Source organism: Leptospira terpstrae serovar Hualin str. LT 11-33 = ATCC 700639 (assembly GCF_000332495.1).
Taxonomy (GTDB): domain Bacteria; phylum Spirochaetota; class Leptospiria; order Leptospirales; family Leptospiraceae; genus Leptospira_A; species Leptospira_A terpstrae.
The window spans coordinates 106,387-129,214 of record NZ_AOGW02000011.1; the positions used below are offsets into that span (position 1 = coordinate 106,387).

A 22,828-nucleotide genomic window follows, 5' to 3' on the forward strand; every position below is an offset into this window, starting at 1 on the left:
ATTACATTAGGTAACGTTTTCCCAGTTTGTCCCTTTGGTAGATATTGGCACCCATCCGAATGAGGAGGTCCGAAATTTCACCTAAACCATCAAAACTATTCGCAATATGAAGGGCAGTGACTCCGCTTGGATCAGCAACGTTTGGATTGGCAGCGGAGTTAAGCAAAACTTCCACTGCTTCCGCATTCCCGGTCTCCGTTGCTTTGTGAATGGGATACAAACCCATGTTATCTGGTAGATTAGGATCTAAACCAAGTGCTAATAATTTTTTTAAATAATAAATATCGGAAACTTCGGTTACAGCAAGTCCGAGTAACAAAGGAGATTCTGATACCAAAATGTCCTTTAGATCTGGATCAGATAACAACAAATCAAAAGATTCTTTATCTTCTCTCGTGATGGAAGAACATAACGTCCGTAACCTAAGATTAAACTTTGTTTTACCTACAAAATCAATTATGTTTTGAATCATATATCCATCCTATCAGTATCTGACGAATCATGATTGTAAAAATGGGACATTTTTTCATACTCTGCGAACCATTCGTTGGGAATGGATCCAGAAATTCGTTTGAAATCATGGTTAAAATGGGACTGGTCTGCATAATGGAATTCCTGGGCCAAATCAGTAAACCGCAGGTCTGGATTGTTTTTTCGGTAGTGTTCTGGGTTTCGAACCATTTCTAGTAACCTGTGCACTGTTCTGTATTCAGAGGGGGCCATTCCCACAATCTCTTTGAACTTACGATCCAATTGTTTTCTAGAAATTCCCAATGTTTGACTAAGACTTTCAATCGAGGTGGAAGGTCGCGTTAGTTCCAAAAGAGCAAACCGAATATAGGCAGGAATTTCGCTTGGTTCTCCTGGATATTGGTCGAGAAACGAAGTAAGTAAATGAACCATTTCCTCTTCAGAATAAACTTCGGAACTAGAATTTCGGTGGAACAAAAATTTGTGATTCATTTCGGAAAATTCACTGGCTGTCTGTTCGGTGCCAATGGCAGGAAAATTGTTTTGTAATTCGTCCCCACGTTTAGAAAATAAAGAATACATTCCTCCTACATAAAAACGGATGGCGAACAAAGAAAGATCCGATTCTGATAAAAGCCGCCATCGTCTCGTTTGTGGGCCCACAATATGACATTTGGGCAATCGAATGAGTTTCCTATCTTCCGTTTCTACCAGCGGCGGGTTTCCTAAATGAAACACCATCTCACATTCGTAAGATGGCAAAATCCAAGGAAGTTCATGGACATTCACTCCTCTCCAAATCCAAAATTCCTTCACAGAAGATTCAAATTGGGAGGGAGGTTTTAAAAAGGTAATGTCCAATGATATACTCACTCTCTTTTGTTTTATTTCCAGCGACTCATTCGTAATGCATTGAAAACAACCGATAGAGAACTGAATGCCATGGCAGCTCCACTCACCCAAGGAGCGAGTAACCCCGATGCGGCAATGGGGATTCCGAGTAAATTGTATCCAAGAGCCCAACCAAAGTTTTGCCTGATATTAATCACTGTATCTTTACCAATATGTATGAGGTCGACAATTCTTTGAATGTCTCCATTCACAAGGACCACATCTGCAGTGTTAATGGCAACATCAGAACCTGTTCCCATGGCAATCCCTACATCCGCTGAGGCAAGTGCAGGAGCATCATTGATTCCATCACCAACCATAGCCGAATGTACTTTGTCCGTTTTTAAGGTGGTGATAATTTTTGCCTTGTCTTCAGGAAGAAGTCCTGAATAAACAGCAGAAATCCCAACTAAACGTGCAATCTTTTCGGCTGAAGTTTGGTTATCGCCTGTTAGGAGGACAGGTTCCACCCCGATGGATTTTAATTCCAAAATGGCAGCCTTTGCTTCATTTCGTAACTTATCTTCAATGCGAAAAACCACCATAGCTTCGATTGAACCTCTTATGCCAACATAGACTAAACTGGAACCATCTTCTGTCCAAGGTTGAATGGTTTTTTTTATCGTATCAGAAACCAAAAACCCATTTTCTTCAACAAACGTTTGTTTGCCGGCAAAATAGACTTTTCCCTTTTGTTCCGATTGAATCCCGCCGCCAGGAAAGGTTTTTGTAGATACCATTTCAGAGTTTACTTGGTATAGGTTATTTTCTTTTCCATAACCTACGATTGCTTTGGCAAGAGGGTGGTCGGAGGTTTCTTCCATCCTCACAATGTCTTGTAAAACAAGGTGCAAATTTGTGGAATCCAACCCAACATTTGTCATCTCTGTTACTTTTGGTTTACCTTCGGTGAGTGTCCCTGTTTTATCAAATGCAATCCAATTGATTTTAGAAACAGATTCCAAAGCTTCGGCACTGCGAAATAACACTCCCCTTTTCGCGGCACGCCCCGTTCCCACAAGTAAAGAGATGGGAGTGGCAAGACCGAGGGCACAAGGGCAAGCAATCACAAGAATCGCAATACTTGTTTCAATGGCTGAGGTCACGACACCCGGTGTAATCAAAAAATACCAAACAAAAAAATCAATGAGACTAATGGAGACTACAACAGGAACAAAATACGCAGAGATTTGATCTGCAATCCTTTGGATCGGAGCTTTTGTACCAAGTGATTCTTCCACAGAACGAATGATATGCGAAAGTGTGGTATCATTTCCAACTCTGTTTGCTTTCACCACCAAAGATCCACTCCCATTCACAGTCCCACCAAGGATTTTATCCCCCACTGTCTTTTCGACCGGCATACTTTCGCCAGTTAACATGGATTCGTCGGCAAAACTATCCCCTTCCGCTACAATTCCATCCATAGGGAACCGTTCCCCCGCTTTCACTAAAACCAGATCTCCTAGTTTTAAATATTCATTGGGAACTTCTGTCCAAACCCCATTGGACTTAACCGTCGCAATTTCTGGACGAAGTTTGAGTAGTGCATTGATCCCATCACTACTTTTCCCTTTGGCATAATGTTCTATCCACTTACCCCCAAGGATAAATGTAATGAGGACAGCAGAAGTTTCAAAATAGAGATCCTTTCCAAAGATACTGTACCCATAGGCAGCACTCGTTCCTATGACAACAAGAACATCCATATTGGCAGTTCCATTCCTTAAGGCACGATAAGCAGATTGGTAAAAAGGAAATCCAATCAAAAACTGAACCGGAAAGGCAATGGCCATTTGCACAAACCTATCCATCAAAAAATGTGGCATAGGCATAAAACTTAAGAAACTAAAATGGGTGACCATACCGTAAAACAACGGTAAGGAGAGAAATGCTGAGAGTAAAAAACGGATTTTTAAATTCCGAATATGGTCCTTCTGTTTTTTCTCGGTTTCTGATTGTTTGTTAACATCATGGACAATTGCTGAATACCCGAGAGATTCCACTTTTTCTAACAGAGAATCGACGGTTACCGTAGCATCACTCCTTAGAAAAACAGATTCACGAGCAAAATTGACACGAACTTCAGAAACTCCTTCCATTTTGGATAGGCCCTTCTCAATGCGAAGGGCACAATTGGCACAGGTCATACCAAAAAGGTCTAAGGTTCGTTCTGTGGTATTATTTGACGTTTCCAAGGGAATATCCATCCTCACTCAAACGGTTACGAAGTTGGTTGAGTTCTTCATCAGTTAGAGTATCATTCACAGTGACTAGATTTTCTTCTATGTTAGCAGTTGCTTCTTTTCCGATTTCAGCAAAGGCCTTTTCTACCGTTTTTTTACAATGCCCGCAAGTCATTCCTTCTACTTCATAATGAACCATGATGATGCTCCTTTTTTACTTCTTTCGATACTCTTAGCGGAAGTTTGTATTTTACATCCGCACCTTTTTGGAAATTCCATACAGGAGATAAAATAAGTTCCCCTTCTTCTACCGAACTTCCTTTGGGAATCTCACAATAAAAATGATCAGGATGACCTGTACATTTCAGCGGAAATTCTTTTCCCTTTGCTACTACCTTACCATGCAACTTCGAATTTTTGGAAGTAGGATTTTCAAAATTGATATCAAGTAGATACACCTTAAATCCTAAATTTTGGTAAGGAAGAACTTCAGTATGGAAAGCTCCCGGCATTTGGATTACGCCGCTGTGAGGACCAGGTTTGTGTTCCCCGTGTGCTGCCATATTCTGTGAACTCAAAAACATTGCAAAAATCGCAAGTTTCAGTAAATTTTTGATTGGTTTCATGGTAACTCCTTTGTTAACATAAATCCAGTCTAAACCTTCCAATTGTTGGAAGGTCAATAGCCGATTGTATTTTTTTTACCTTTTTTTATTATTTTTTTTGGAGGATTAGAATGAATATTGGAGAACTTTCCAAAGAATCAGGAGTCAGCACAAAACTCATTCGCCATTACGAAGGCATTGGTTTGATTCCCGAAGCGGGCCGAACTGAGAACGGATACAGATCTTATAGTTCTGATGACATTCATTATTTACGGTTTATCAAAAGATCGAGAGAACTTGGATTTCCTTTAGAAGATATTAAAAGTTTACTTGGGCTTTGGAAAAATAAATCGCGAAGCAGCAAACAAGTAAAACTGCTAGCAGAAAAACATTTAAACGAATTGGATTTAAAACTAAAACAATTAAAAGATATGTCAGATACTTTGAAAAACCTCGTCAAACATTGTCATGGTGACCATAGACCCGATTGTCCAATTCTAAAAAAATTAGAACAAAATTAATGGAACGTGAAAATTAAAGTTTCTGTTTTATAATATCGGATATCAAACGCGTTGCAGTTTCATTTAAGTGAATGTCTTCTTTTTGCAATAGATCAGATCTAAATCTCATAAATTTGCGCAAATCGATTAAGGGAATCTTATTTTCTTTAGCAACGGCTTTTATGTCAGAAATAAAATCGGAATCCGACTGAATCCAGTTCTCGTTCATCTCAAACCCAATTTCTTTGTATATTTGGAATCTGATCGGATCATATTCTACTTCTAAAGGTATATAAACAATTACCAATTCTTTTTTATCTGCTAAGATTTTTTCATTTAATAGTCGTAATGCCCTGGTCCATCGATTAAAATTAGTTTTAGAATATGTTTTGGTATCTAATGATCCAATCAAATAGTCTGGACTTAAGTTGTACAAACCTCGTAACGTAATAAATTCTTCTTTCTTTGAACTAGAGATTTGAGGTTTTTGAATTTCTAATTTGGAAACTCTTTCTAGTTCCAACTCCATACGTTTTTGTATGGTCTGAAAATATTTTGTTTTTAAATAAAGACGAGTTTGTTCCGGAAAAACAAACAACAATGAATGGACATACCAAGTTTGTCTTTTTACAAAATGTAAATAGTCAGGAGTATCCCCTGTTTCATAAATATCGTTTCCGTATACAAAGAGATAAACCCGATCAAAGGAGATATTTGATTTTATAGTTTCGTATAAGGAAAATTCATTTTCAAGTGTAAACCCAGGTACACCGGCATTGGTCCATTGGCATTCTGTCTCGCGATTTAGAATTTCGGAAAAAGTATCTTTCCAAAAAATTCCTGATCCAAAAGTTTGGGAATCACCTAACAATAGATATTTACAATTAGCCTCAGGTTTTAAAGTTCCCCTTCGAATTCCCAATTCTCCAATTTTGCCCATCTCTTTGTCAACCATCCGAAAAAAGGGAATCTCCTGGTTTTTCGGAAAGTGGTAATGGCCAAATGGAGAGTGAAAACTCAAACTAAGAAAATCAAGGAAACGAAACGTAAGGATAATAAAGACAAAGAAAGAAAATACAAAAAGTCCGGTATAAAGTTTCTTTGGTAGAAAGTAAAATAGAGAACGAACTTTTTTCATTGCAGAACTTAGGAATTTAGAAACCATGTACCTGTTTTTGATTCCATATGATACATTCCAAAAAAGCAATTGGTTTCTTCTGCAGTTTCGCATTTTTGGCATTCCTATCTTTCTATTTTTCTGCTAGAGGAATCCTACCTTTTACTGATTTTGCACTCTTAGAATGGCAAATGAAATTAGCAGGCCAATTTATATTTTATTTACCCTACCTCCACCAAACACAAGATCCAAGTTTTTTATTTTTCCCGCTGCCAGATCTTTTTTTCCAGCTAACCAATGGAAAGGCATATTCCACCTTTCCTAATTTCTATCCATTTTTATTTTCACCTATACTTAAAATTTGGGGAACAGCTGGTATCACGATTGCTCAGTTAGTTTTATTTTCTGGTGCCATTTATATTTTTCACCAAATCAAAAAAGATTTTACTGCCACCTTTTTGTTGTTATTTGGCTCTAGTCTCCCCATTTATATATTCTTAATCCACGAAACAGTTCTGATATTTTTTTTAGAAATTTTAGTTCTTTTTTTATTTTCTAGAAATCGGTTTTTTCTCTCAGGAATCCTGTCCGCCCTGATAGTTTGGATTCGTCCAGAAATGTGTATGGTAATTGTTTTAGTTCCTTTTTGTTTTACGAACTACTCGAATATTCTCAAATTTGGTATTTCTTTATTCTTAGGAATTAGTGTTTTTGCATTGGGAAATCTATACACAACGGATTCTATTTTTCCTCTCCGGATGGTAAAAAATTCTAATTTTCAATTTCGAACAGACAATACAATTTATTTAACAAAAATTTGGATCGAACAAGTTCCCATTTTTCTCTTATCGTGTTTTATCTTGATTCGATCTTGTGTTTCTAGAAAAATATCTTATCCAATGATTCTGATTATTTTAGCAACACTTGTTACAATCGTTCTTGCTCCTAATACTGGTGGGCACAATACCCCGCGTTATTTATATGGATTCATACCACTTTATATTCTAATAATGAGAAAGGATATTGAGGTGAATCCATTACTTTCTTTCCGATGGATGTTTCTCTTATCTTTCCTTTCTCTTTATACAATTTGGAATCTGAATGGTCAGATAAAAGAACTAATAAAAATATCCAAATACCAAGCGAATACATTAAACGAAATACGTAAGTTAGATGATTCAGTTCTTATATTTAATAATTCCGATTTTTCTTTTGTTGTTTTACCTTTACTCCAAGAAAACAAAGATTTGCTACTCTTAAGAAAGGATTACGATCCTCAAATATTAGTAGGGTTACTACAAAATGAAAATACAAAATCATTTACCTTTTTAGAACTTCCACCTTCTCCTTATACTCTTCCGAATCATTTCAGTCTTCCTAATTGTAACAAAAACTGTACTTTTTCTAAAACGGAGACCATTCTTTTACCAAATGCTTTACTCCCGATCACCCAAACACAATACCTTAGAAAATAATTAACAGAAAGTTATTTCCCAATTTGTTTTCTCCTTGGATTTTCTTTGGCTTTTGTTTGAATTCGTCATATGAACTCAAAACAATGTCCAACCTGTGGTAGCACCAATTTATACCAAGAATCGGCAACCATCTATCGTTGTGGAGATTGTTTTGATAAATTACCTACAGGCGGAATGGTAGATTTTCCACCTACAAAGGTTTATGGGACATCCAAACAAAACTCTCAAACAAATTCCTTTGGGAATTGGAAAAACCTCATTACTGGAATTATGGTCGCATGGCTCGTGTTAGGTTCTTCTGCTTTTACTTATTATCAGAAACTTAAAACTGGTTTAAATCTCACACAAGAAGAAGAGTCAGTTTCCATTCCAATGGACCTCAATGACGAATCAAAGGAAATCACTCCTGAAGGAGAATTTCAATATAACACTGCCATTCCCGATGGTATTGGTAATGATTATATTGTAGGGAAGTTCACGAATCGAAGTGGACATTCATTGTTAATGCCAAAGTTTACCGTGGAATTACTCAATGCCGAAAATCAAAATTTGGGAACTGGTTTTGGATATGGGGAAAAAAATGTCGTCGCAGATGGTGAGTCCGTCAGTTTCCAAGTCTTAATTGAAAAAGCACCAAGTGATTATAAATTCAATATCCAAGTCACAGCTACAACGATTACTAACGAGACTAACCGGCCAGAACTTTCCTTAAAACAACTTGATTTCAAAAAAAATCAATACAAGGAAATTGTCCTCTTTGGGAAAATACAGAATAAAAGTAATTTTACTGTCAATTTCACAAGGATCATATGTTTACTTATCAACAAACAAGAAAAAACGATCGATTATAACACAATTAGCTTAGAAAAGGAAGATTTTTTACCAAAAGAATCACAAAACTTTGAAATCATTTTTCCTAGGGCAAAAGAGGTTCCAAATTCTTATTACTGCGAAACAGATGCAATTGTAAAAGAAAACACAAACTTGTAGCGAATTTACGGATTCAAAATATAAATTCATAAAAATCCATTTTGGATTTTAATTTAGTCCCAATGTTTATGCAAAACTCTATAAAAGTTATCAATTGATTTTTCTAAGTTATGGGAACGCCAATAAGGGTTGGCTTCCAAACTATCTTGCACAGATTTCACTACACTTCTAGTAAAACTTGTACGATCAATTTTGGACCCTTTTTCCAATTTTTCAAAATTTGTATTTCGGAGAGATAGTTCTTTTTTGATCGCTGTGGAAATGACAACAACCGCTTCATCTGCAGTTAGGCGGTGTTCCATCACCAGTAACTCCGCTGCTTCTTTGATTAATCTCAATTGTCGATCACTGACGGACATATAGAACCAAAACCAATCTGATCACAGAAGAAAATCAAAAACAATTCAGAAACAAAAAATTAAAATGGAAAAATTCTTTCAAAATATCCGATCAAATAAAAATAGTTTTAAACCTTGGCAATTGTAATAGAAATTAAGAACAATGATCTCTCTTTTGATGGACTCAGCGGATTCCGAGAAAGAATTATGTCTACCATCCACCACACAAAGGAGGATGTTGTTTTAGACTTCACTGAAATTTCGATGTCCTTGGACAGCGCTACCATCGGCGAGTTAATGAAATTCCATTCGGCTCTAGAATCACAACATTTACAGTTACAGATACGAGGGGTAAATAAACTCATCCGCACTGTCTTTCGCCTAAACAAATTAGATACAATTCTACATTTAATTGATTAAAACTTACGTAAGAGTACCAGTGTTTGCAGGTCTTTACAAAAAATCAATGGTTAGTATAACTTAAGTGTTTCGTCAGATTGTATATGAAACCACTCAGACTGATTTTCTTTTTATTCCTTCTGACAACTTGTTCTCATAAAAAAACAGATTCTCTCCTATGGCTCATCCCACTTCTTGGGAATTCCAACACAGTCCCAACTCCTGATGAACCGATCGGTACACCTGAGACAAACATCCCTACTACAATCCAACTGAGTATCCTTTTACCGGAAGCAACAGAAATCTTTTGTCCACTCTACGGCGGCCTCTTCATTCAATACACACAAGGGGAAGAAACAACATGTAGCGCTTCGGAACTGGACCCAACTTGTATTTATATGAAAACAAACGAAAACGGAGAACAAGTTCTCTTGGATCCTAGGTCTTATACAGGAATTAATTTTCCAATAAATTTAGAAGTGGGTTCCAATCTTTTTCCAGCAGATAAAAAATCCAATCTATATTGTTTTCTCAGACCCATTCCTTCAGATACAAATCATATTGAAATGTATAGCTTTCAAAACCAATCCAAAGACAGTACATCAAACAATTGCTATACGAATTTAGTAGAAAGTCGCTGTGTTGATTCGTTTCCTATTTTAGGAAGTGCTGAATTTACTATTCCAAAAGAATTTCCCATTGTAGTTGCCGATGGAAATGGGCATGCAGGTTCAAATACATTAGAACTCAAATTCATTACAGAAGAAAATCTATATACTACTTGCACATACATCGGTAACGAACATAAGAGCATTCAAGGATTTTCTGCTAATGCCTATATTTCAGGTAGTTTAGAATCTAAAGGTAAAACTGGAAATTGTATCCAATGTGAATCAAACTACTGTAACTCAATAGATCCAAACACTGGACTTGTCATTCCTACCATTGAAGTAAATCGATTTGTGATTCCAGTAGGAGAAACAATATTGATCAAAGGAGAAATTTCTTTATCGGTGATTAAAGGACAAGGACCATTCAAACATACAGTGCAGTGGACAATCGAAAACTTCAAGCAAGTAGTTAACATTGAAGAAATCAGAATTTTGCCTGCCAATAGTATATTTCTACTTTGGTTTCTAATTCCATCTATGGTAATGGTTTTTTATTTTTATCATAAAAAATGGAAACACTGGATTAGAAAAAAAAGTTAACGAACAGGGAAAACCAAATCAAACTGAACACTTTGTCCGGGTCTAACTTCTACCTTTCCCTTTAATTGTTGGACCAATAAATTCATAAGTTTGATTCCAAATCCTGCCTCAGAATTTTCTAAAGAATAGGAATCGGGAAGTGGTTCACCGTTGTCACTATAAAGAAAAAGAATTTGATGGCCAGTTTTCTGTATTTGAATCTTTATTTCTCCTGTATCTTTTAACAAAAAGGAATGTTTTACAGAATTACAGATTAATTCATTTAATATGATACCCAAATTACTTGCGATGTCAGGTTTCACAATGATGGACTCATCGGAACTAAAAAGAAAACGAATGTCTTTAGGATAAGTTGCTAGAATCTGTCCAACTAAATTTCGAATGTATTCCTTGAGGTCAATTTCATTAGGATTCTTAGATCGGTACAAGCGATCGTAGAGAGCCATCATACTTCGCAAACGACCTGCCGCCTCTTCAAATTGTTCCTTTAGTTGGGGATCCTCATAATAGTTAGATTGCATTTTCAAAAGACTAAAAACAGAAAATAGATTATTTTTAATTCGATGGTGGACTTCTTGCAAAAGAAGTTCTTTTTCTTGTAATAACTGCGTTACCTTTTCCTCTGATTCAATGGTACGAGTGATTAAAGTATGTAATGCAACGAATCGATTAATATTTCCGTCAATCGAACGCAACGGGACTATGGTTGTACTTACCCAATAGATTGACCCACCTTTTGTTCGATTTCGAATCTCCCCTTTCCAAACATATCCACTTTGTATCATATGATACATTCGTTTAAAAAATTCAGGAGAATGAAATCCTGAGTTCAACAAACGATGATTACTTCCTATTAATTCCTCTCTGGAATACATTGAGATTTCACAAAACCTATCGTTTGCATATGTGATATTTCCATTTTTATCCGTAATCGTAATGACGGCATGTTCGTCGAAAGCATATTTTAATTGAGAAAATTCGAACTGAGACATTTTCAATTCGAAAAAACTCTGATAATGTAATTCGGAAGTAGTCTGTACTTTTTTATTTGATTTTGTATGTATCTTAAATTCTGTTCCGAGTTCTTCCGTTATGTCACGAGCAACAACTATGATCTTTTTGATTCCATTGGAATCTTGTTGGAGTTTTCCGCGACATTCACAAGTTAAAAAATGTCCATCCCTATGAGCAATTCTCCATATCCCTTTGGTTTCAGATCCTGGACTTTCTAGAAGTGAAATCTTTGTTCGTAATTCATTTCTATCATCTGGATGAAAAAATTCGTCAACGGAACGACCTAGTATCTCATGAGACTCATAACCTAATTTTTCTTTATGAAAAGAATTTGCGTAACGAATTCTTTCAAATGAATCCAATTCGCAAATTAAATCAGGAATATTTGAGAGTAGTTCGCTATAATTAGTTTGAAACATACCGTTAAATTTTTATCACAGGTAACGAAAACTGAAATGCCACTTTAGTAATAGGACTGTCACTCCATTCCGAATGGTCTATAACATTATGAACAGACAATTTTCCATCATGTTTTTTAAAACAAGAGTCAACGTAACAAAGTCCTAATCCGAAATCTAATGTACCATACTGATCAAAAACATTTTTTGACAATCGATAGAATGGTTCAAAAATTAAATTTTCATATTGGAGGGGGATTCCGTAAGTACCATCTGCATTTGAAGTTGGTTGGTTATAAATCATAGATTTAAACCAGTTGTATTCCACATTTGTTACTAGTGTAATATTAGAATCAGCTTGTGAAAATTTGCAAGCATTGGTAATGATTTCTTTAAATGAGGTTTCTAAGGAAAATGGATTATATGATACTTTAAATTTTGAAAAATTGGGTTTTAAATCGCTTACGAGAACCTGTTGGTTTTTTAGAGCCAATATTGGTTTTAAATCCTCAATCCAAAAAAGGAGTTGTTCGTATAGTTTTTCACATGAACATTCCTCAAACTGCATCGGACTAGAAACCATTAGATCAATATCAGAAAACATTTTTAGTGCTTTCTCTGCCATTTCTGTGTTGATTTGAATTAACTCCATTAATTCAGATTCAATTTTATAATGATTCCCTTCTTTAACAGTAGTATCAGCGACTAATTTCAATAGGGTCACAAGGGCACCAAAACCTGCACCTTGGCAAAAACTATTTTTTAAACTTTCGAACAGGTTTTGATTCAAACGATTGAATTCACCGCCTGCCATTTTTTCTTTCCATTGAATCCATTCCAAATGACCTTCCAACCGAAGTTGGCGTTCTTTTTTGGAAATAGTTTCCATACGTTTCATTTCATAATATTCAAAAGCTCGTTTGAGTTTGATTGAAATTTCATGTTCTTCTAATGGTTTTACTAGGTAATCATAAATTCCTAGTTTCATTACCTTAACTATCAACTTAGGGTCAATATGAGAAGTTAACATAAATATCACTGGTTCAATATCTTCAGTTTTTAATTCCTGAATCAATTCGGCGCCATTTAAACCGGGCATTTCGTAATCAGTAATAACCACTGGATATGGATTTTCAAAATAAAAATCCAAGGCTTGTTTGCCATCACTGGCGAGTGTTACCTTATATCCCAATGCGGACAAACTGTCCTTAAGATATGTCGCTGAAACTAATTCATCTTCAGCCAATAGAACTCGTTTATCGTTCAACTAAACTTCCTAAACTTTCTTAAAAACTATCAATTGTTACAGGTTTATTTTTATTATCCAATGGTCAACTGATACGACCGAATGAATGTTCGAATCAAAATAAAAATCAATAAATTTCTATCTACTTACCGATAGAATGATTCTAAGTTTTATTAAAACGTTTCCTTCTAAAATATTTAACGATCTCTGAGTAAATCACCATCACAACGGTTCCATGAAATGCAAAGAGGTATACATGGATTGGAATCGGCGCAAAATAATAAACAGAACTTAGATCAGTATAAAAGAAAATAGCACAAAGAAATAATGAAAACCCGATGCCTATCCAAATGATTCGATTCGAAAACAAATCCATTTGAAATATAGATTCAGTTCTTGATCGTTTACAAAGTACATTGGCAATTTGAACAGTGATGGTTGGAAAAAAGAATGCTGTAAGTGACTGGAGATACTTTGGACTTGCTTCTGCCATGTTTAATCCGACTGGAGAAACAGGCAAAACACCATTACACTCAGTAAATACAAAATAAAGATAGGTTGATAAACATGAGAAAAATAAAATCATTCCTTCTACAAGATAAGATCTTAAAATAAACTTTATTGAAATCAACTTTTCATTTCGATTTCTAGGAGGCCGGTACATAATTCCTTTTTCCGGTGGTTCAGCTCCAAGTCCCATTGCTGGAATTAAATCTGTTCCCACATCGACAGCAAGAACACCCATAACTGTCATTATCAAGGGAAATCCAGGAAACAACGCCCAAAGTAAAAATGGTATTAATTCTTGTGGATTAGAGTTCAGAACGTACGCAGAAAACTTTCTAATATTATCAAATACACCCCTTCCTTCTTCGATCGCATCAACAATCGTTGCAAAATCGTCATCGACTATGATCATCCTTGCCGCTTCTTTTGCTACTTCTGTTCCCCTTTTCCCCATCGCAATTCCAATATCTGCTTTTTTAAGTGCAGGGCCATCGTTGACTCCATCTCCGGTCACAGCCACAATTTCACCTAACTCTTGCAACATAGTCACAATTCTTAACTTCTGAGAAGGAGACACTCTGGCAAATATCGGTTCCCCTTTTCGAATCCATTCTTTCAAGGCGACATCGTTCATTTTGTCCACTTGCACACCTGTGATCACAACCGGAGTCTCTCCTCCAATTCCAATGGACTTACCTACAGACTCTGCTGTTAAAGGGTGGTCTCCTGTAATCATCAATATCCGAATTCCTGCGGTGTGGCATTTAGAAATAGCATCAGGTACTTTGGGACGAATAGGATCCGCAAGGCAACAATGGCCCAAATACACCATAGAGGACTCTACCGAATCAAATACTGATGAATTCGCTTCTCCCTCTATCAACTTATAAGCAAAAGAAAGAACACGATAACCTTGGCTTGCCGAATGGTCAGATGCATTTTTTAATTTTATACGTTTTTCTTCATCCAATAAAACGACGGATCCGTTTTCATATACATGAGTACAGATCGAAAGAATTTCAACTGGCCCACCTTTTGCATAAGCTGTTGTAAAGTTTTCTCCTTTAATTACAACACTCATTCTCTTTCTTACTGATTCAAAAGCGTTTGTATGAATTCTTGTTCCACTAACATTGGAAAGTTTACCTTGAGATAGATATAACAAAGCTAATTCTGTAGGATCTCCCATTGGTTTTGGATCTAAAATTGCATTATTACAATGATATCCACAACTAAGGAATATTTGGTTTCCTTCTTTAGTTTCCAGCTCCTGTGGTGTAAAGGATTGAGAGTCAAAATAGACTTCAATCACTCTCATTTGATTTTGTGTTAGTGTTCCTGTTTTATCAGAACAAATAACAGTCGTACATCCTAAAGTCTCTACACTAGACAAATCTTTTAAGATTGCGTTTCTTTTGGCCATTCGAGAAACACCTAACGCCAAAGAAAGTGTTACCGTTGGTAATAATCCTTCTGGAACGTTTGCCACAAAAATCCCTATAAAAAAGATGAATGCTTGGACAAAACTTAAACCCGCAACCATGTAACCCAAACATAAGAAAACGATTCCTATTACAAAGGCAAATAACGATATTGAGATAACAGTTTGTTTTAATTGTTTTTGTAACGGACTCTCTTCTCGTTTGATTTGTGAAGTTATACCAGCGATTTGGCCTATCTCTGTAGACTGTCCCGTTCCAAAGACAATAGCTTTTGTTTTTCCTTTGATAAGAGAACTGCCAGCAAAAAGGATGTTTGGCATTTCCAACCAAAGAAACTTTCCCTCTAAAACAACTTCACTGTCTGATTTATATCTTCTTGCCGATGTGGACTCACCAGTGAGAGAAGAATTATCTACTTCTACATCTTCTGATTCAATGATACGACAATCAGCAGGAACAATATCTCCTTCAGAAAGGACAATCAAATCTCCTGGAACTATTTCATCTGCTGGAACAGTAGTTGTCAATCCATCACGAATCACAGGACATTCCTGTGCCAATAACTTACGTAAAGCTTCTACCGCATGATCAGATTTGGATTCTTGAAAAAACGAAAAAATTCCATTAATGATAACTACAATAAAAATTGCGATCCCCAATTCAGGCATATCAACGCCAGGAACAAAACAAAGAATAGTGGCAATCCAAAGTAAGATTGCAAACAAACTAAAAAAACTTTTTAGAAACTTCCAAATGACCGGTGTAGATTTTTCATTTTCGATCGCATTTTTACCAAAAGTATTCAATCGGATGTTTGCTTCGGATTGTGTTAAACCGGTTTGTAAATTTGTTTGTAATTCGAATTCAATTTGCGATTGATTTAAATTTTTGTAACTTGGCTTCATATCTGATTCGCCGCGTTGAACCACCGACAATACCTTTGACTCAGTGTCACAAAGCAGCAGTGCATCAAATATTTGAGGCAGAAGAGAGGACAAGCCATGTAATAGACGTAAATGGAGTGAAGGTTGAGTTTCCGGTATCATTTGAAACAAAATCAAATGAATCAAACGATTTTCTAAATGAATGCCATTGGGGATTAGAAACAAAAAAACTTCAGGTGTTTTGATGTGTATGGAGCGAAAATGTGGAATCAAAATATGAGGCCCAAGACTTCCGAACAGACTGTTCGGAAAAGACTCCATGCGGCTTTGTAAATCTTCCTTAACGGGATCTCCTTCCACCTTACGCAATAATTCTAAACTGACATCATCCCAATTTTGGGCTTTGGGGAGGATTTGAATCGAATTAACATTTAGATACTCGAGAAGCATATTCTAATCAAACCTTCCCCAAACGCAGATTCTATCAAAATATCATCACTTTTTTAATTTATACGATGTATTTACTGATCTTTAGTTTCCTTAAGGATGGTAATTTCAGTTATTGAAAGATATCTTTGCTAGCTTTTGGATAACGAGACTGAATTCCATCCCACCAAACATCCGTACTAAATGCTGCTGATTCAGAAATTTGCCACTTCCCATTTGTTTTTTTGAATAAAGCTTCTACATGACAGCAGTCATAAGGTATTTCTTCCGAAAAGGTGATTTCCTTCCCATCTTTTCTCTTTGCCGTTCCGCGAAACCAAGCATAATCACCAGAGATTTTAAAATGTTCTACTACAAATACGAATTCTTGTTTGAACTCATTGGAAAGATTCGCTCGTAAAAGATCCAATAGGTATGTTCTTTCTTTTTCGTTTGTTTTGGATTTTGATTTATAATCGAGAACAGTAGAATCACCAAAAACTCCCAATGTTAGAAATAGAATGATTCCAATAGAATACAAAAATCGTTTCAAATGAGTAGTCTCCTCTATCTTACCTTAGCATTTTGTATCATTTTAAAAAATAATGATGGGTAAACCATCTGTAAAAACAATCCAAATTTTTCTTTGATCCCAGCGATCACAACCTCACGTTGTTTGTTTGCTACAGCATGTAAAATTCTATGGGCACATAACTGAACCGGTAAACCTGCAGCAATCACTGAGTCCATAGTTCCCGTGGAAGAACCATCTCCTTGTAAGGCATTTTTAGATATATTCGTTTGTATGAAACCAGGATACACCATGGTGACAAAAATTCCTGACTTTTCTTCTTCTGATCGTAAAGAATGAAAAAAACCAACTAACGCGAATTTGGAGGCAGAGTATGCAGATCGAAGTGGGCTTCCAATTTTTCCAGCTACACTAGAGATGACAGCAAAGTGTACATCTTTTTTACCCAATATTTGCGGAATCATTGCCCTCGTCATTTCGGCGGCACCGTAAAAATTAGTGTGCATAATCTTTTCTAGTGTGACTAAGTTTGTTTCCTTAGTCAAAGACCTTTGACTAATTCCTCCATTATGAATGACTACTTTGGGGATTCCATATTTTTGTATGCAACGCTTAGCAAAACCAGCGGTTGATTTGTAATCTTCTAAATCTAATTTTTCTACAGCGTATCTACCTTTTTCTAAATGTAGTACCTTCGCTAAGGCTTCTAAGTCTTTCGTTTTTCGAGAAGCGAGTAAGACTTTTGCTTTCTGTTTGGATGCTTGCGCTACTAATTCTTTTCCAATTCCAGAAGAGGCTCCCGTAATCCAAACCCATTCATCTTGGTAAAACTCGCTCATATGAGGCCCTCTTGTATCTCTGTTCTCTTTTCCTAAGGTTTTCTACTATATAGGGAATTCCCACAACTTGTTTTTCGAGAGAATGGGGATTTCGAACAGAAAGAATACTTCTAAACTTAAGTCCATTTTCAAGCGGAGTTCAAAGAGAACGGACCCAACTAAATGGGATTGACAAACTACAAATTCTATGTACCTCTAAAGTAAGTAGTCAATAAATTGCTTTCCCATCTGGTAGCAGTATTTTTAAATCCGAGACTTATAGAAGGATTCTATGGTAATTCGTTTTCATTTTAACCAAGGTTTCATTCTCCGATTGATTCTTATTTGTGGTCTGGTCACTCAATGCAGGATGGCCGATTTAAACAACCCGAGCGACGCATTCTCTGACGAATTTGCCAAACGATCGATCCTTTCCGAATTTGTTCGTTATCTGCTGAGAGAAAAAGCTCTGCCAGAGGCTCTTGCCGTTGTCCTAGTAAAAAGTTCAGTTCCTTATGAAACTGGTCTCCGTGTTTACAAAGTGGATACAGAAAGTGGAGTTCAGGATGAATACGTAAGTGATGTACGTACTGCCAATACCTCTGCCTTTCCAGGATGCACTCCTTACCGAATAGGAGTACCCCCACGTTCCAGGGACATCATTACATTCACAGGTAGTTTGAGTGATCGAGTTGTTGTTCATAGATACAGTTCTGAACGTACTCTCACTTTGCTTCAAGACCAAGCAGGAATCGGGAGTCCGAAAATAATGGGATTTAGCGAAGATGGTAAGACTCTTTACCATTCTAATATTGTGGCAAATCCAAATACAATTAACAGGTGGAGTCGCGATTCAGAATCAGGATTTCTAACTTCAAACAATGTTGGAAGTTATCCATTTGCAGTGGGCTGTAATCCTTTAGCAATTAAAGTAAGCGAAATAGACAATCTAATCGTTACTATTAATTCAACTTTAGTACCGTTCGGGATCCATGTTTTGAAAAAAACAGGATCGGACAGTCTTTCCTTAGTGGGAGGGGCACCGGTCACTCTTCCGATAAATCCCTCGTTCCATGAAAATTTATGTTTAATTGAATCGAAACGATTACTTTACAGTACTTCAATTAACACAACAACACCGATTTTTGGTTACCGGTATGATAGTGCAGGTAATGTAACTTTACTTCCAGGATCTCCTTTCTCTGCAGACTCTGCTATGACTGCTCACGCTCCTAGCTTTACAGGTACAACGAGTTTATCTATAGATCCAACTGGTACCTATGCTGCTTTTATCTACGCCATAGGTTCCACCCATAATATCCGGTTGCTGACCATCGATGATGCAACAGGTAATTTAATCCAAACCGATCAAAAATTTACTGTTGGCAATGGACCAAAATCTCTGCAGTGGGATCGTAGCGGAAAATTCATTTATTTAATTTCGGACAGCTTCGGAACAACAAACAACCATCAAATCGAATATTTCAAATTATCTGGTGGAATTCTTACTAGAGGTGAAAATTCTCCCATTGTAATCAGTTCTATGACAAATGGATATGCGCCGCAGGACATCAAACCAATTCAAAAATATTATTATTGAAAGTTTAAACTGTTTTCTTAAGTGACTCCATTCCGTAATGCAATCCTTCTCGGAATTTCCATATATGCAATTTTACTTTTTGCATTTCCTGGAGTTCCCGATGCTGATATATTCTACCATTTTTCAGTCGCCAAACTTTACTTAAAGGAAGGGTTTGTGTCTAGGCTTCCATGGCCTGAAATTGGGATCCAATCTAGAGAATTTACAGATTATCATTTTCTATTTCATATCTTGCAAATTCCATTTCTCTTACTTCCGGTTGAAGAAACTATAGCTATTAAATTTTTTATCTTAATTTCAATTTCAACATTACTTTACCTAGTTACAGACTACATGCAAAAGGAATCCTCCAATCTATCACCTTATTTCGTTGTGGTCTTTTTTATCTTAGGTTCTGTGTTATTTACAGGAAGGATGTTGTTTGGAAGAGGGAATTTACTTTTCTTTTCGATTTACTTTCTTTCCTTACGTTTCTGGAATATAAAATACCTGAAATGGATATTTGTTTTCTCTTTTTTATCTGTTTGGTCTTATAGCGGATTTCCATTTTTATTCTTCACAAGTTTATTTATTACCGTTTTAGAATATAAAAGAGAGCATACTCAATTATTTTTAGCCTCTACCTTGGGAATGTTGGTTGGGCTAATAGTTCACCCTTCCTTTCCCTTTCAATTTAAAGGTTATTTTATTGAACTAATCATTCAATCCTTCCCACCACCAGGAGTAGAAGCAATCGCCGAATGGCTCCCACCCACGAGAGACATTCTGATTCTTGGTTTTTTGCCGATTTTGCCTTTATTACTCTTAAGTTTCAGAGAAAAGATTCAAAACCAATTCCATTCTAAAAGTTTTGTATTTTTATTTTTGGGAATTATTTGTTTGGTATTTACAGGATCATCGTTACGGATTTTCGAAATCAGCTGGCTGATGTTTTTTATATTCATATTCCTGAATATACCTATTTCCAAAAAATACCAAGTTTTAGCTGCAATTGTTATATTTGTAATTCAATTCCCGATTGTTTATGGGAAAATGGGACAACAATTCCGATCTTCTGAAACCAAATATGGATTTATCGTTACGGAATGGATTCGTTTTAACATTCCTAAAGGGGAAAAGATTTTTCTTTCTTGGGCAGACTACCCATATTTTACTTTTAAAATTCCCGAATATCGATTTCTTTTTGGACTCAATCCATTATATGCTTGGTCATTTCACGAAGATCGTTATTTTACGCAAAAAGCTTTTTTTGAAGGAACCACTCAAGGTTTCCAACATATCCCAAAAATTTTAGATTACAATACTGTGGTCATCAATAAATTCTATTATAGTTTTTCAAATTCTGAATTTAAAAGATTATCCACAGACTACCGTTTAGTTTTTGAAAATGAAAAATATGGCGTTTTTGTAAAAACTAATCCAACTAACAATAGTAAAAAAGAAATCACCATTCCCAATAAATAGAGTTTTCCTCCAAAGGAAAACAAAAGGACTTCTGGTTTTTCTTGCTGTTGATTTTTTTCTTCTGAAACAAAAAATTCTCTAGCCGTATCATCTAACATAAGTTCACCACTTGAGATTCTACGCTCTCTAAAATAAGATTGAGGTTCCGTTCCCACTTGGTGTATATGGGTTACTTGAGATGCCTGATTTAAAAGCACAGAAATATTTTGAGTCGAGATAGAATCTGTTACTAGTGGTAAATCCGATTCACGGACTAAACTAGCGGATATATTTTTTTTATTTAAACCTTGGATCCAAGAAACCTCACCCAGTCCATTTTCCTTTGTGACCAAAATCACCGAAGATAAAAATGGTAGGCTTGAATCTATATCATTCAATTGGGTTTTAGTGATCCTAAGAAATTTTGTTTGATAACCTAAGTTTGCTACATGCATTTGCAGGAAATTACTTGTTTTAAGAAAGTCTCTATAACCATATTCGGAATTAGAATTTAATAGTTCCGAATGGATCAGTCCAATTGGCTTAATCCATTTCAAATTTGGGTTGGATAAAATTTTTACAATCACGAATGGATGTTCCACAGCTACGATTTCCAACCTTTTTGCATGTACATTTATATAATTTTGGTATTCCGGACTAAACCCAATCATATGTGTAACACCGGATCGAAACAAAAAATCTAAATAATAGCCGGAGTCAACTTTTCCTATTCCAAGTGATAACAATTGATCGCGCCAATCGACATCAGTTCCCCAACGGAAAGTATGTCCAAAACCAAATTCTTGCCAGTTAAATACAAGAGTGGAATAATAGGAAGATTCAACAGTCAGGCCAAGGTTATTCCGAACACCTGCATTATACAAGAGTGGTAACCAAAAATGGGGAGTCCCAAACATTGATTTTGATTTGATGATCTCTGGCTGAACCAATGCATTCTTTGGCAATGACTTTAGTCTTTCAGTTAGATTTCGATATATTGCAAGTTCCTCTTCGGTTCTCGCGTTTTGCCAAATTGGTGAAACATAATCTTGGTATTTTGAAGGATTGAAACTTAAAAAAAGAAAAAACTGTATAATGAGTGCGAAATAGATTACTGGGAAAAGGGGAAGTTTTCCTTTTCCAGTAATGGAACGTAAACTATAAGGAAATAGAATGGAAAAAGCTATGAAAAAACAATCAAACGCTCGATAGTTATGAATTTTAATATTTGGAAATATAAACCCAAATGAAGAATCCAAAGAAAACCAAAGAAAAATCATAATTACTGTTGTGATAAACTTACTTCGAATCGAGGTATGAAAATTCCTGAAATTGAAAACAAATATAATTACGGCAACTAAAGACAACCATCTTCCCGAACTAAACATTCCAGTCAAAATTAGCAATGTAATATTTCCGCCGTCGACTGAAGCTTTCATTGCCGTATCATAAACATCTTTACCTAGAATAGAAAGTAAAGGTGGATAAGAGTGTCCATAAAAGACCCCGCTGGTATATTCTGAAAATCGAATGTAGTTGTATACAACAGGTAAAATCAGAAAAAATATTACGAATGCAGCCAGGCAAAACCTTTTAATATTCTGTCTTACAAAAGAACGATACTCTACAAAATACAAAAATAGAATTAAACTATAAAATATAGAACTTAAAAGATGGGAATAGAAAATAACGGATGTTAATCCTACAAAAAAAACCAAATGGTTCAATTTGTAACTTTTTCTATATTTATCAATGGAAACCAATCCTAAAAATATTAGGGAATGGGCAAAACTTGAGATTACAGTTCCTTCAACAATTCCAACCAAACTGGTGCCTTGGAGGCCATCTCCTGCATAATTAAAATAAAACAATACAGCTGAGAAACCGAAAAGGATTCGCATGTATCTAGGATATAAAGACCATAAGAACTGTTTGCTAAAGGAATAAATGGCATAAAAGAGAAGTAAGATTGTAAAGAAAATAGAAATGGAAAAAGCAGACTCAACACTAACTGAAAATAGAATATGTATACAATAAACGATTAGATAATAAAAGGGGGGATAAAAATAAAAAATTGGAAACCCGCCAAACCAAACTTCTGACCATCCAGTGGCCGAACCCGCAGGAACCAATTTAGCAAATTCTTTTGCTAAAACAATATGACCAGGTGTATCCCAACCACTCAAAGATTGTCCTGAAAACAAATACCAAAACTGCAACGGAATCGATATTAAAACTAAAAAGCCAAGTCCATAGGCTAAATACTTAGCCCATAAAACTTGGCGTTCTGAAAGTGGATCCATAGTGGAAAAATAATGGATCTTAGTGATTTTGC

At 35.9% G+C, this 22,828-nt stretch carries 20 protein-coding genes; 7 read left to right on the top strand and 13 right to left on the bottom strand.

Going from position 1 to position 22,828, the window contains the following annotated elements:
* Position 1 precedes the first annotated feature (1 nt).
* The 5 genes from LEP1GSC203_RS13735 to LEP1GSC203_RS13755 are packed head-to-tail and all read right to left on the bottom strand — an operon-like array spanning position 2 to position 4,174.
* The gene (locus LEP1GSC203_RS13735) at positions 2 to 472 is read right to left on the bottom strand and encodes an ankyrin repeat domain-containing protein (RefSeq protein ID WP_002974555.1); all 471 of its coding nucleotides are present in this window, start codon (positions 470 to 472) and stop codon (positions 2 to 4) included.
* Positions 469 to 1,332 (bottom strand): helix-turn-helix domain-containing protein, encoded by an 864-nt coding sequence (locus tag LEP1GSC203_RS13740; protein ID WP_002974701.1) that lies wholly within the window; start codon positions 1,330 to 1,332, stop codon positions 469 to 471. Before LEP1GSC203_RS13740 ends, LEP1GSC203_RS13735 begins: the two co-directional genes overlap by 4 nt.
* 23 nt (positions 1,333 to 1,355) lie before the next feature.
* Positions 1,356 to 3,560 carry a heavy metal translocating P-type ATPase gene (locus LEP1GSC203_RS13745; RefSeq protein WP_002974578.1) on the bottom strand — a complete coding sequence of 735 codons (2,205 nt, stop codon included), beginning with the start codon at positions 3,558 to 3,560 and terminating at the stop codon, positions 1,356 to 1,358.
* The gene (locus LEP1GSC203_RS13750; RefSeq protein ID WP_002974752.1) at positions 3,544 to 3,747 is read right to left on the bottom strand and encodes a heavy-metal-associated domain-containing protein; all 204 of its coding nucleotides are present in this window, start codon (positions 3,745 to 3,747) and stop codon (positions 3,544 to 3,546) included. Before LEP1GSC203_RS13750 ends, LEP1GSC203_RS13745 begins: the two co-directional genes overlap by 17 nt.
* Positions 3,734 to 4,174 (bottom strand): hypothetical protein, encoded by a 441-nt coding sequence (locus tag LEP1GSC203_RS13755; RefSeq protein WP_002974738.1) that lies wholly within the window; start codon positions 4,172 to 4,174, stop codon positions 3,734 to 3,736. The genes LEP1GSC203_RS13750 and LEP1GSC203_RS13755 overlap by 14 nt, the downstream gene beginning before the upstream one ends.
* 110 nt (positions 4,175 to 4,284) lie before the next feature.
* On the opposite strand from LEP1GSC203_RS13755, the gene cueR reads away from it, so the two are divergent.
* Positions 4,285 to 4,674 (top strand): Cu(I)-responsive transcriptional regulator, encoded by a 390-nt coding sequence (cueR, locus tag LEP1GSC203_RS13760; RefSeq protein ID WP_002974642.1) that lies wholly within the window; start codon positions 4,285 to 4,287, stop codon positions 4,672 to 4,674.
* A gap of 13 nt (positions 4,675 to 4,687) precedes the next feature.
* On the opposite strand, the gene LEP1GSC203_RS13765 is transcribed toward cueR, so the two are convergent.
* Positions 4,688 to 5,818 (bottom strand): SGNH/GDSL hydrolase family protein, encoded by a 1,131-nt coding sequence (locus LEP1GSC203_RS13765; RefSeq protein ID WP_232225899.1) that lies wholly within the window; start codon positions 5,816 to 5,818, stop codon positions 4,688 to 4,690.
* Positions 5,819 to 5,838: 20 nt separating this feature from the next.
* Between LEP1GSC203_RS13765 and LEP1GSC203_RS13770 the strand changes: the two genes are divergently transcribed.
* Together LEP1GSC203_RS13770 and LEP1GSC203_RS13775 are read left to right on the top strand one after the other, a co-directional pair.
* Positions 5,839 to 7,245, top strand: a complete 1,407-nt coding sequence (locus LEP1GSC203_RS13770) for an LA_3751/LA_3752 family putative glycosyltransferase (protein WP_002974635.1) — start codon at positions 5,839 to 5,841, stop codon at positions 7,243 to 7,245.
* Positions 7,246 to 7,314: 69 nt separating this feature from the next.
* Positions 7,315 to 8,235, top strand: a complete 921-nt coding sequence (locus LEP1GSC203_RS13775) for an FxLYD domain-containing protein (RefSeq protein ID WP_002974756.1) — start codon at positions 7,315 to 7,317, stop codon at positions 8,233 to 8,235.
* 53 nt (positions 8,236 to 8,288) lie between these two features.
* Here the strand turns inward: LEP1GSC203_RS13775 and LEP1GSC203_RS13780 are convergent, their stop codons facing one another.
* A complete protein-coding gene (locus LEP1GSC203_RS13780) occupies positions 8,289 to 8,594 on the bottom strand; it encodes a hypothetical protein (protein ID WP_039938040.1) in 306 nt (101 codons plus the stop codon).
* A 114-nt stretch (positions 8,595 to 8,708) separates the two neighbouring features.
* On the opposite strand from LEP1GSC203_RS13780, the gene LEP1GSC203_RS13785 reads away from it, so the two are divergent.
* Together LEP1GSC203_RS13785 and LEP1GSC203_RS13790 are read left to right on the top strand one after the other, a co-directional pair.
* Positions 8,709 to 8,993 (top strand): STAS domain-containing protein, encoded by a 285-nt coding sequence (locus tag LEP1GSC203_RS13785; RefSeq protein ID WP_039938041.1) that lies wholly within the window; start codon positions 8,709 to 8,711, stop codon positions 8,991 to 8,993.
* Positions 8,994 to 9,076: 83 nt separating this feature from the next.
* Positions 9,077 to 10,183, top strand: a complete 1,107-nt coding sequence (locus LEP1GSC203_RS13790) for a hypothetical protein (RefSeq protein ID WP_002974625.1) — start codon at positions 9,077 to 9,079, stop codon at positions 10,181 to 10,183.
* Here the strand turns inward: LEP1GSC203_RS13790 and LEP1GSC203_RS13795 are convergent.
* The 5 genes from LEP1GSC203_RS13795 to LEP1GSC203_RS13815 all read right to left on the bottom strand — a co-directional run bounded on the left by LEP1GSC203_RS13795 (position 10,180) and on the right by LEP1GSC203_RS13815 (position 17,471).
* Positions 10,180 to 11,616 carry a PAS domain-containing sensor histidine kinase gene (locus tag LEP1GSC203_RS13795; protein WP_002974706.1) on the bottom strand — a complete coding sequence of 479 codons (1,437 nt, stop codon included), beginning with the start codon at positions 11,614 to 11,616 and terminating at the stop codon, positions 10,180 to 10,182. The two genes, LEP1GSC203_RS13790 and LEP1GSC203_RS13795, sit on opposite strands and share 4 nt — an antisense overlap.
* Positions 11,617 to 11,620: 4 nt before the next feature.
* Positions 11,621 to 12,862, bottom strand: a complete 1,242-nt coding sequence (locus LEP1GSC203_RS13800; RefSeq protein ID WP_002974730.1) for a response regulator — start codon at positions 12,860 to 12,862, stop codon at positions 11,621 to 11,623.
* 142 nt (positions 12,863 to 13,004) lie between these two features.
* On the bottom strand, positions 13,005 to 16,124 hold the full coding sequence (locus LEP1GSC203_RS13805; protein WP_002974677.1) for an HAD-IC family P-type ATPase: 3,120 nt from the start codon (positions 16,122 to 16,124) through the stop codon (positions 13,005 to 13,007).
* 109 nt (positions 16,125 to 16,233) lie between these two features.
* A complete protein-coding gene (locus tag LEP1GSC203_RS13810) occupies positions 16,234 to 16,653 on the bottom strand; it encodes a hypothetical protein (RefSeq protein ID WP_002974552.1) in 420 nt (139 codons plus the stop codon).
* Between the two features lie 14 nt (positions 16,654 to 16,667).
* On the bottom strand, positions 16,668 to 17,471 hold the full coding sequence (locus LEP1GSC203_RS13815) for an SDR family NAD(P)-dependent oxidoreductase (RefSeq protein WP_002974610.1): 804 nt from the start codon (positions 17,469 to 17,471) through the stop codon (positions 16,668 to 16,670).
* A gap of 271 nt (positions 17,472 to 17,742) precedes the next feature.
* On the opposite strand from LEP1GSC203_RS13815, the gene LEP1GSC203_RS13820 reads away from it, so the two are divergent.
* Positions 17,743 to 19,050, top strand: coding sequence for a lactonase family protein (locus tag LEP1GSC203_RS13820; RefSeq protein ID WP_039938043.1), 1,308 nt, complete (start codon positions 17,743 to 17,745; stop codon positions 19,048 to 19,050).
* Between the two features lie 21 nt (positions 19,051 to 19,071).
* Positions 19,072 to 20,514 carry a hypothetical protein gene (locus LEP1GSC203_RS13825; RefSeq protein ID WP_039938044.1) on the top strand — a complete coding sequence of 481 codons (1,443 nt, stop codon included), beginning with the start codon at positions 19,072 to 19,074 and terminating at the stop codon, positions 20,512 to 20,514.
* Here the strand turns inward: LEP1GSC203_RS13825 and LEP1GSC203_RS13830 are convergent.
* Positions 20,418 to 22,796, bottom strand: a complete 2,379-nt coding sequence (locus LEP1GSC203_RS13830) for a hypothetical protein (RefSeq protein ID WP_002974669.1) — start codon at positions 22,794 to 22,796, stop codon at positions 20,418 to 20,420. The two genes, LEP1GSC203_RS13825 and LEP1GSC203_RS13830, sit on opposite strands and share 97 nt — an antisense overlap.
* Between the last annotated feature and the right edge of the window lie 32 nt (positions 22,797 to 22,828).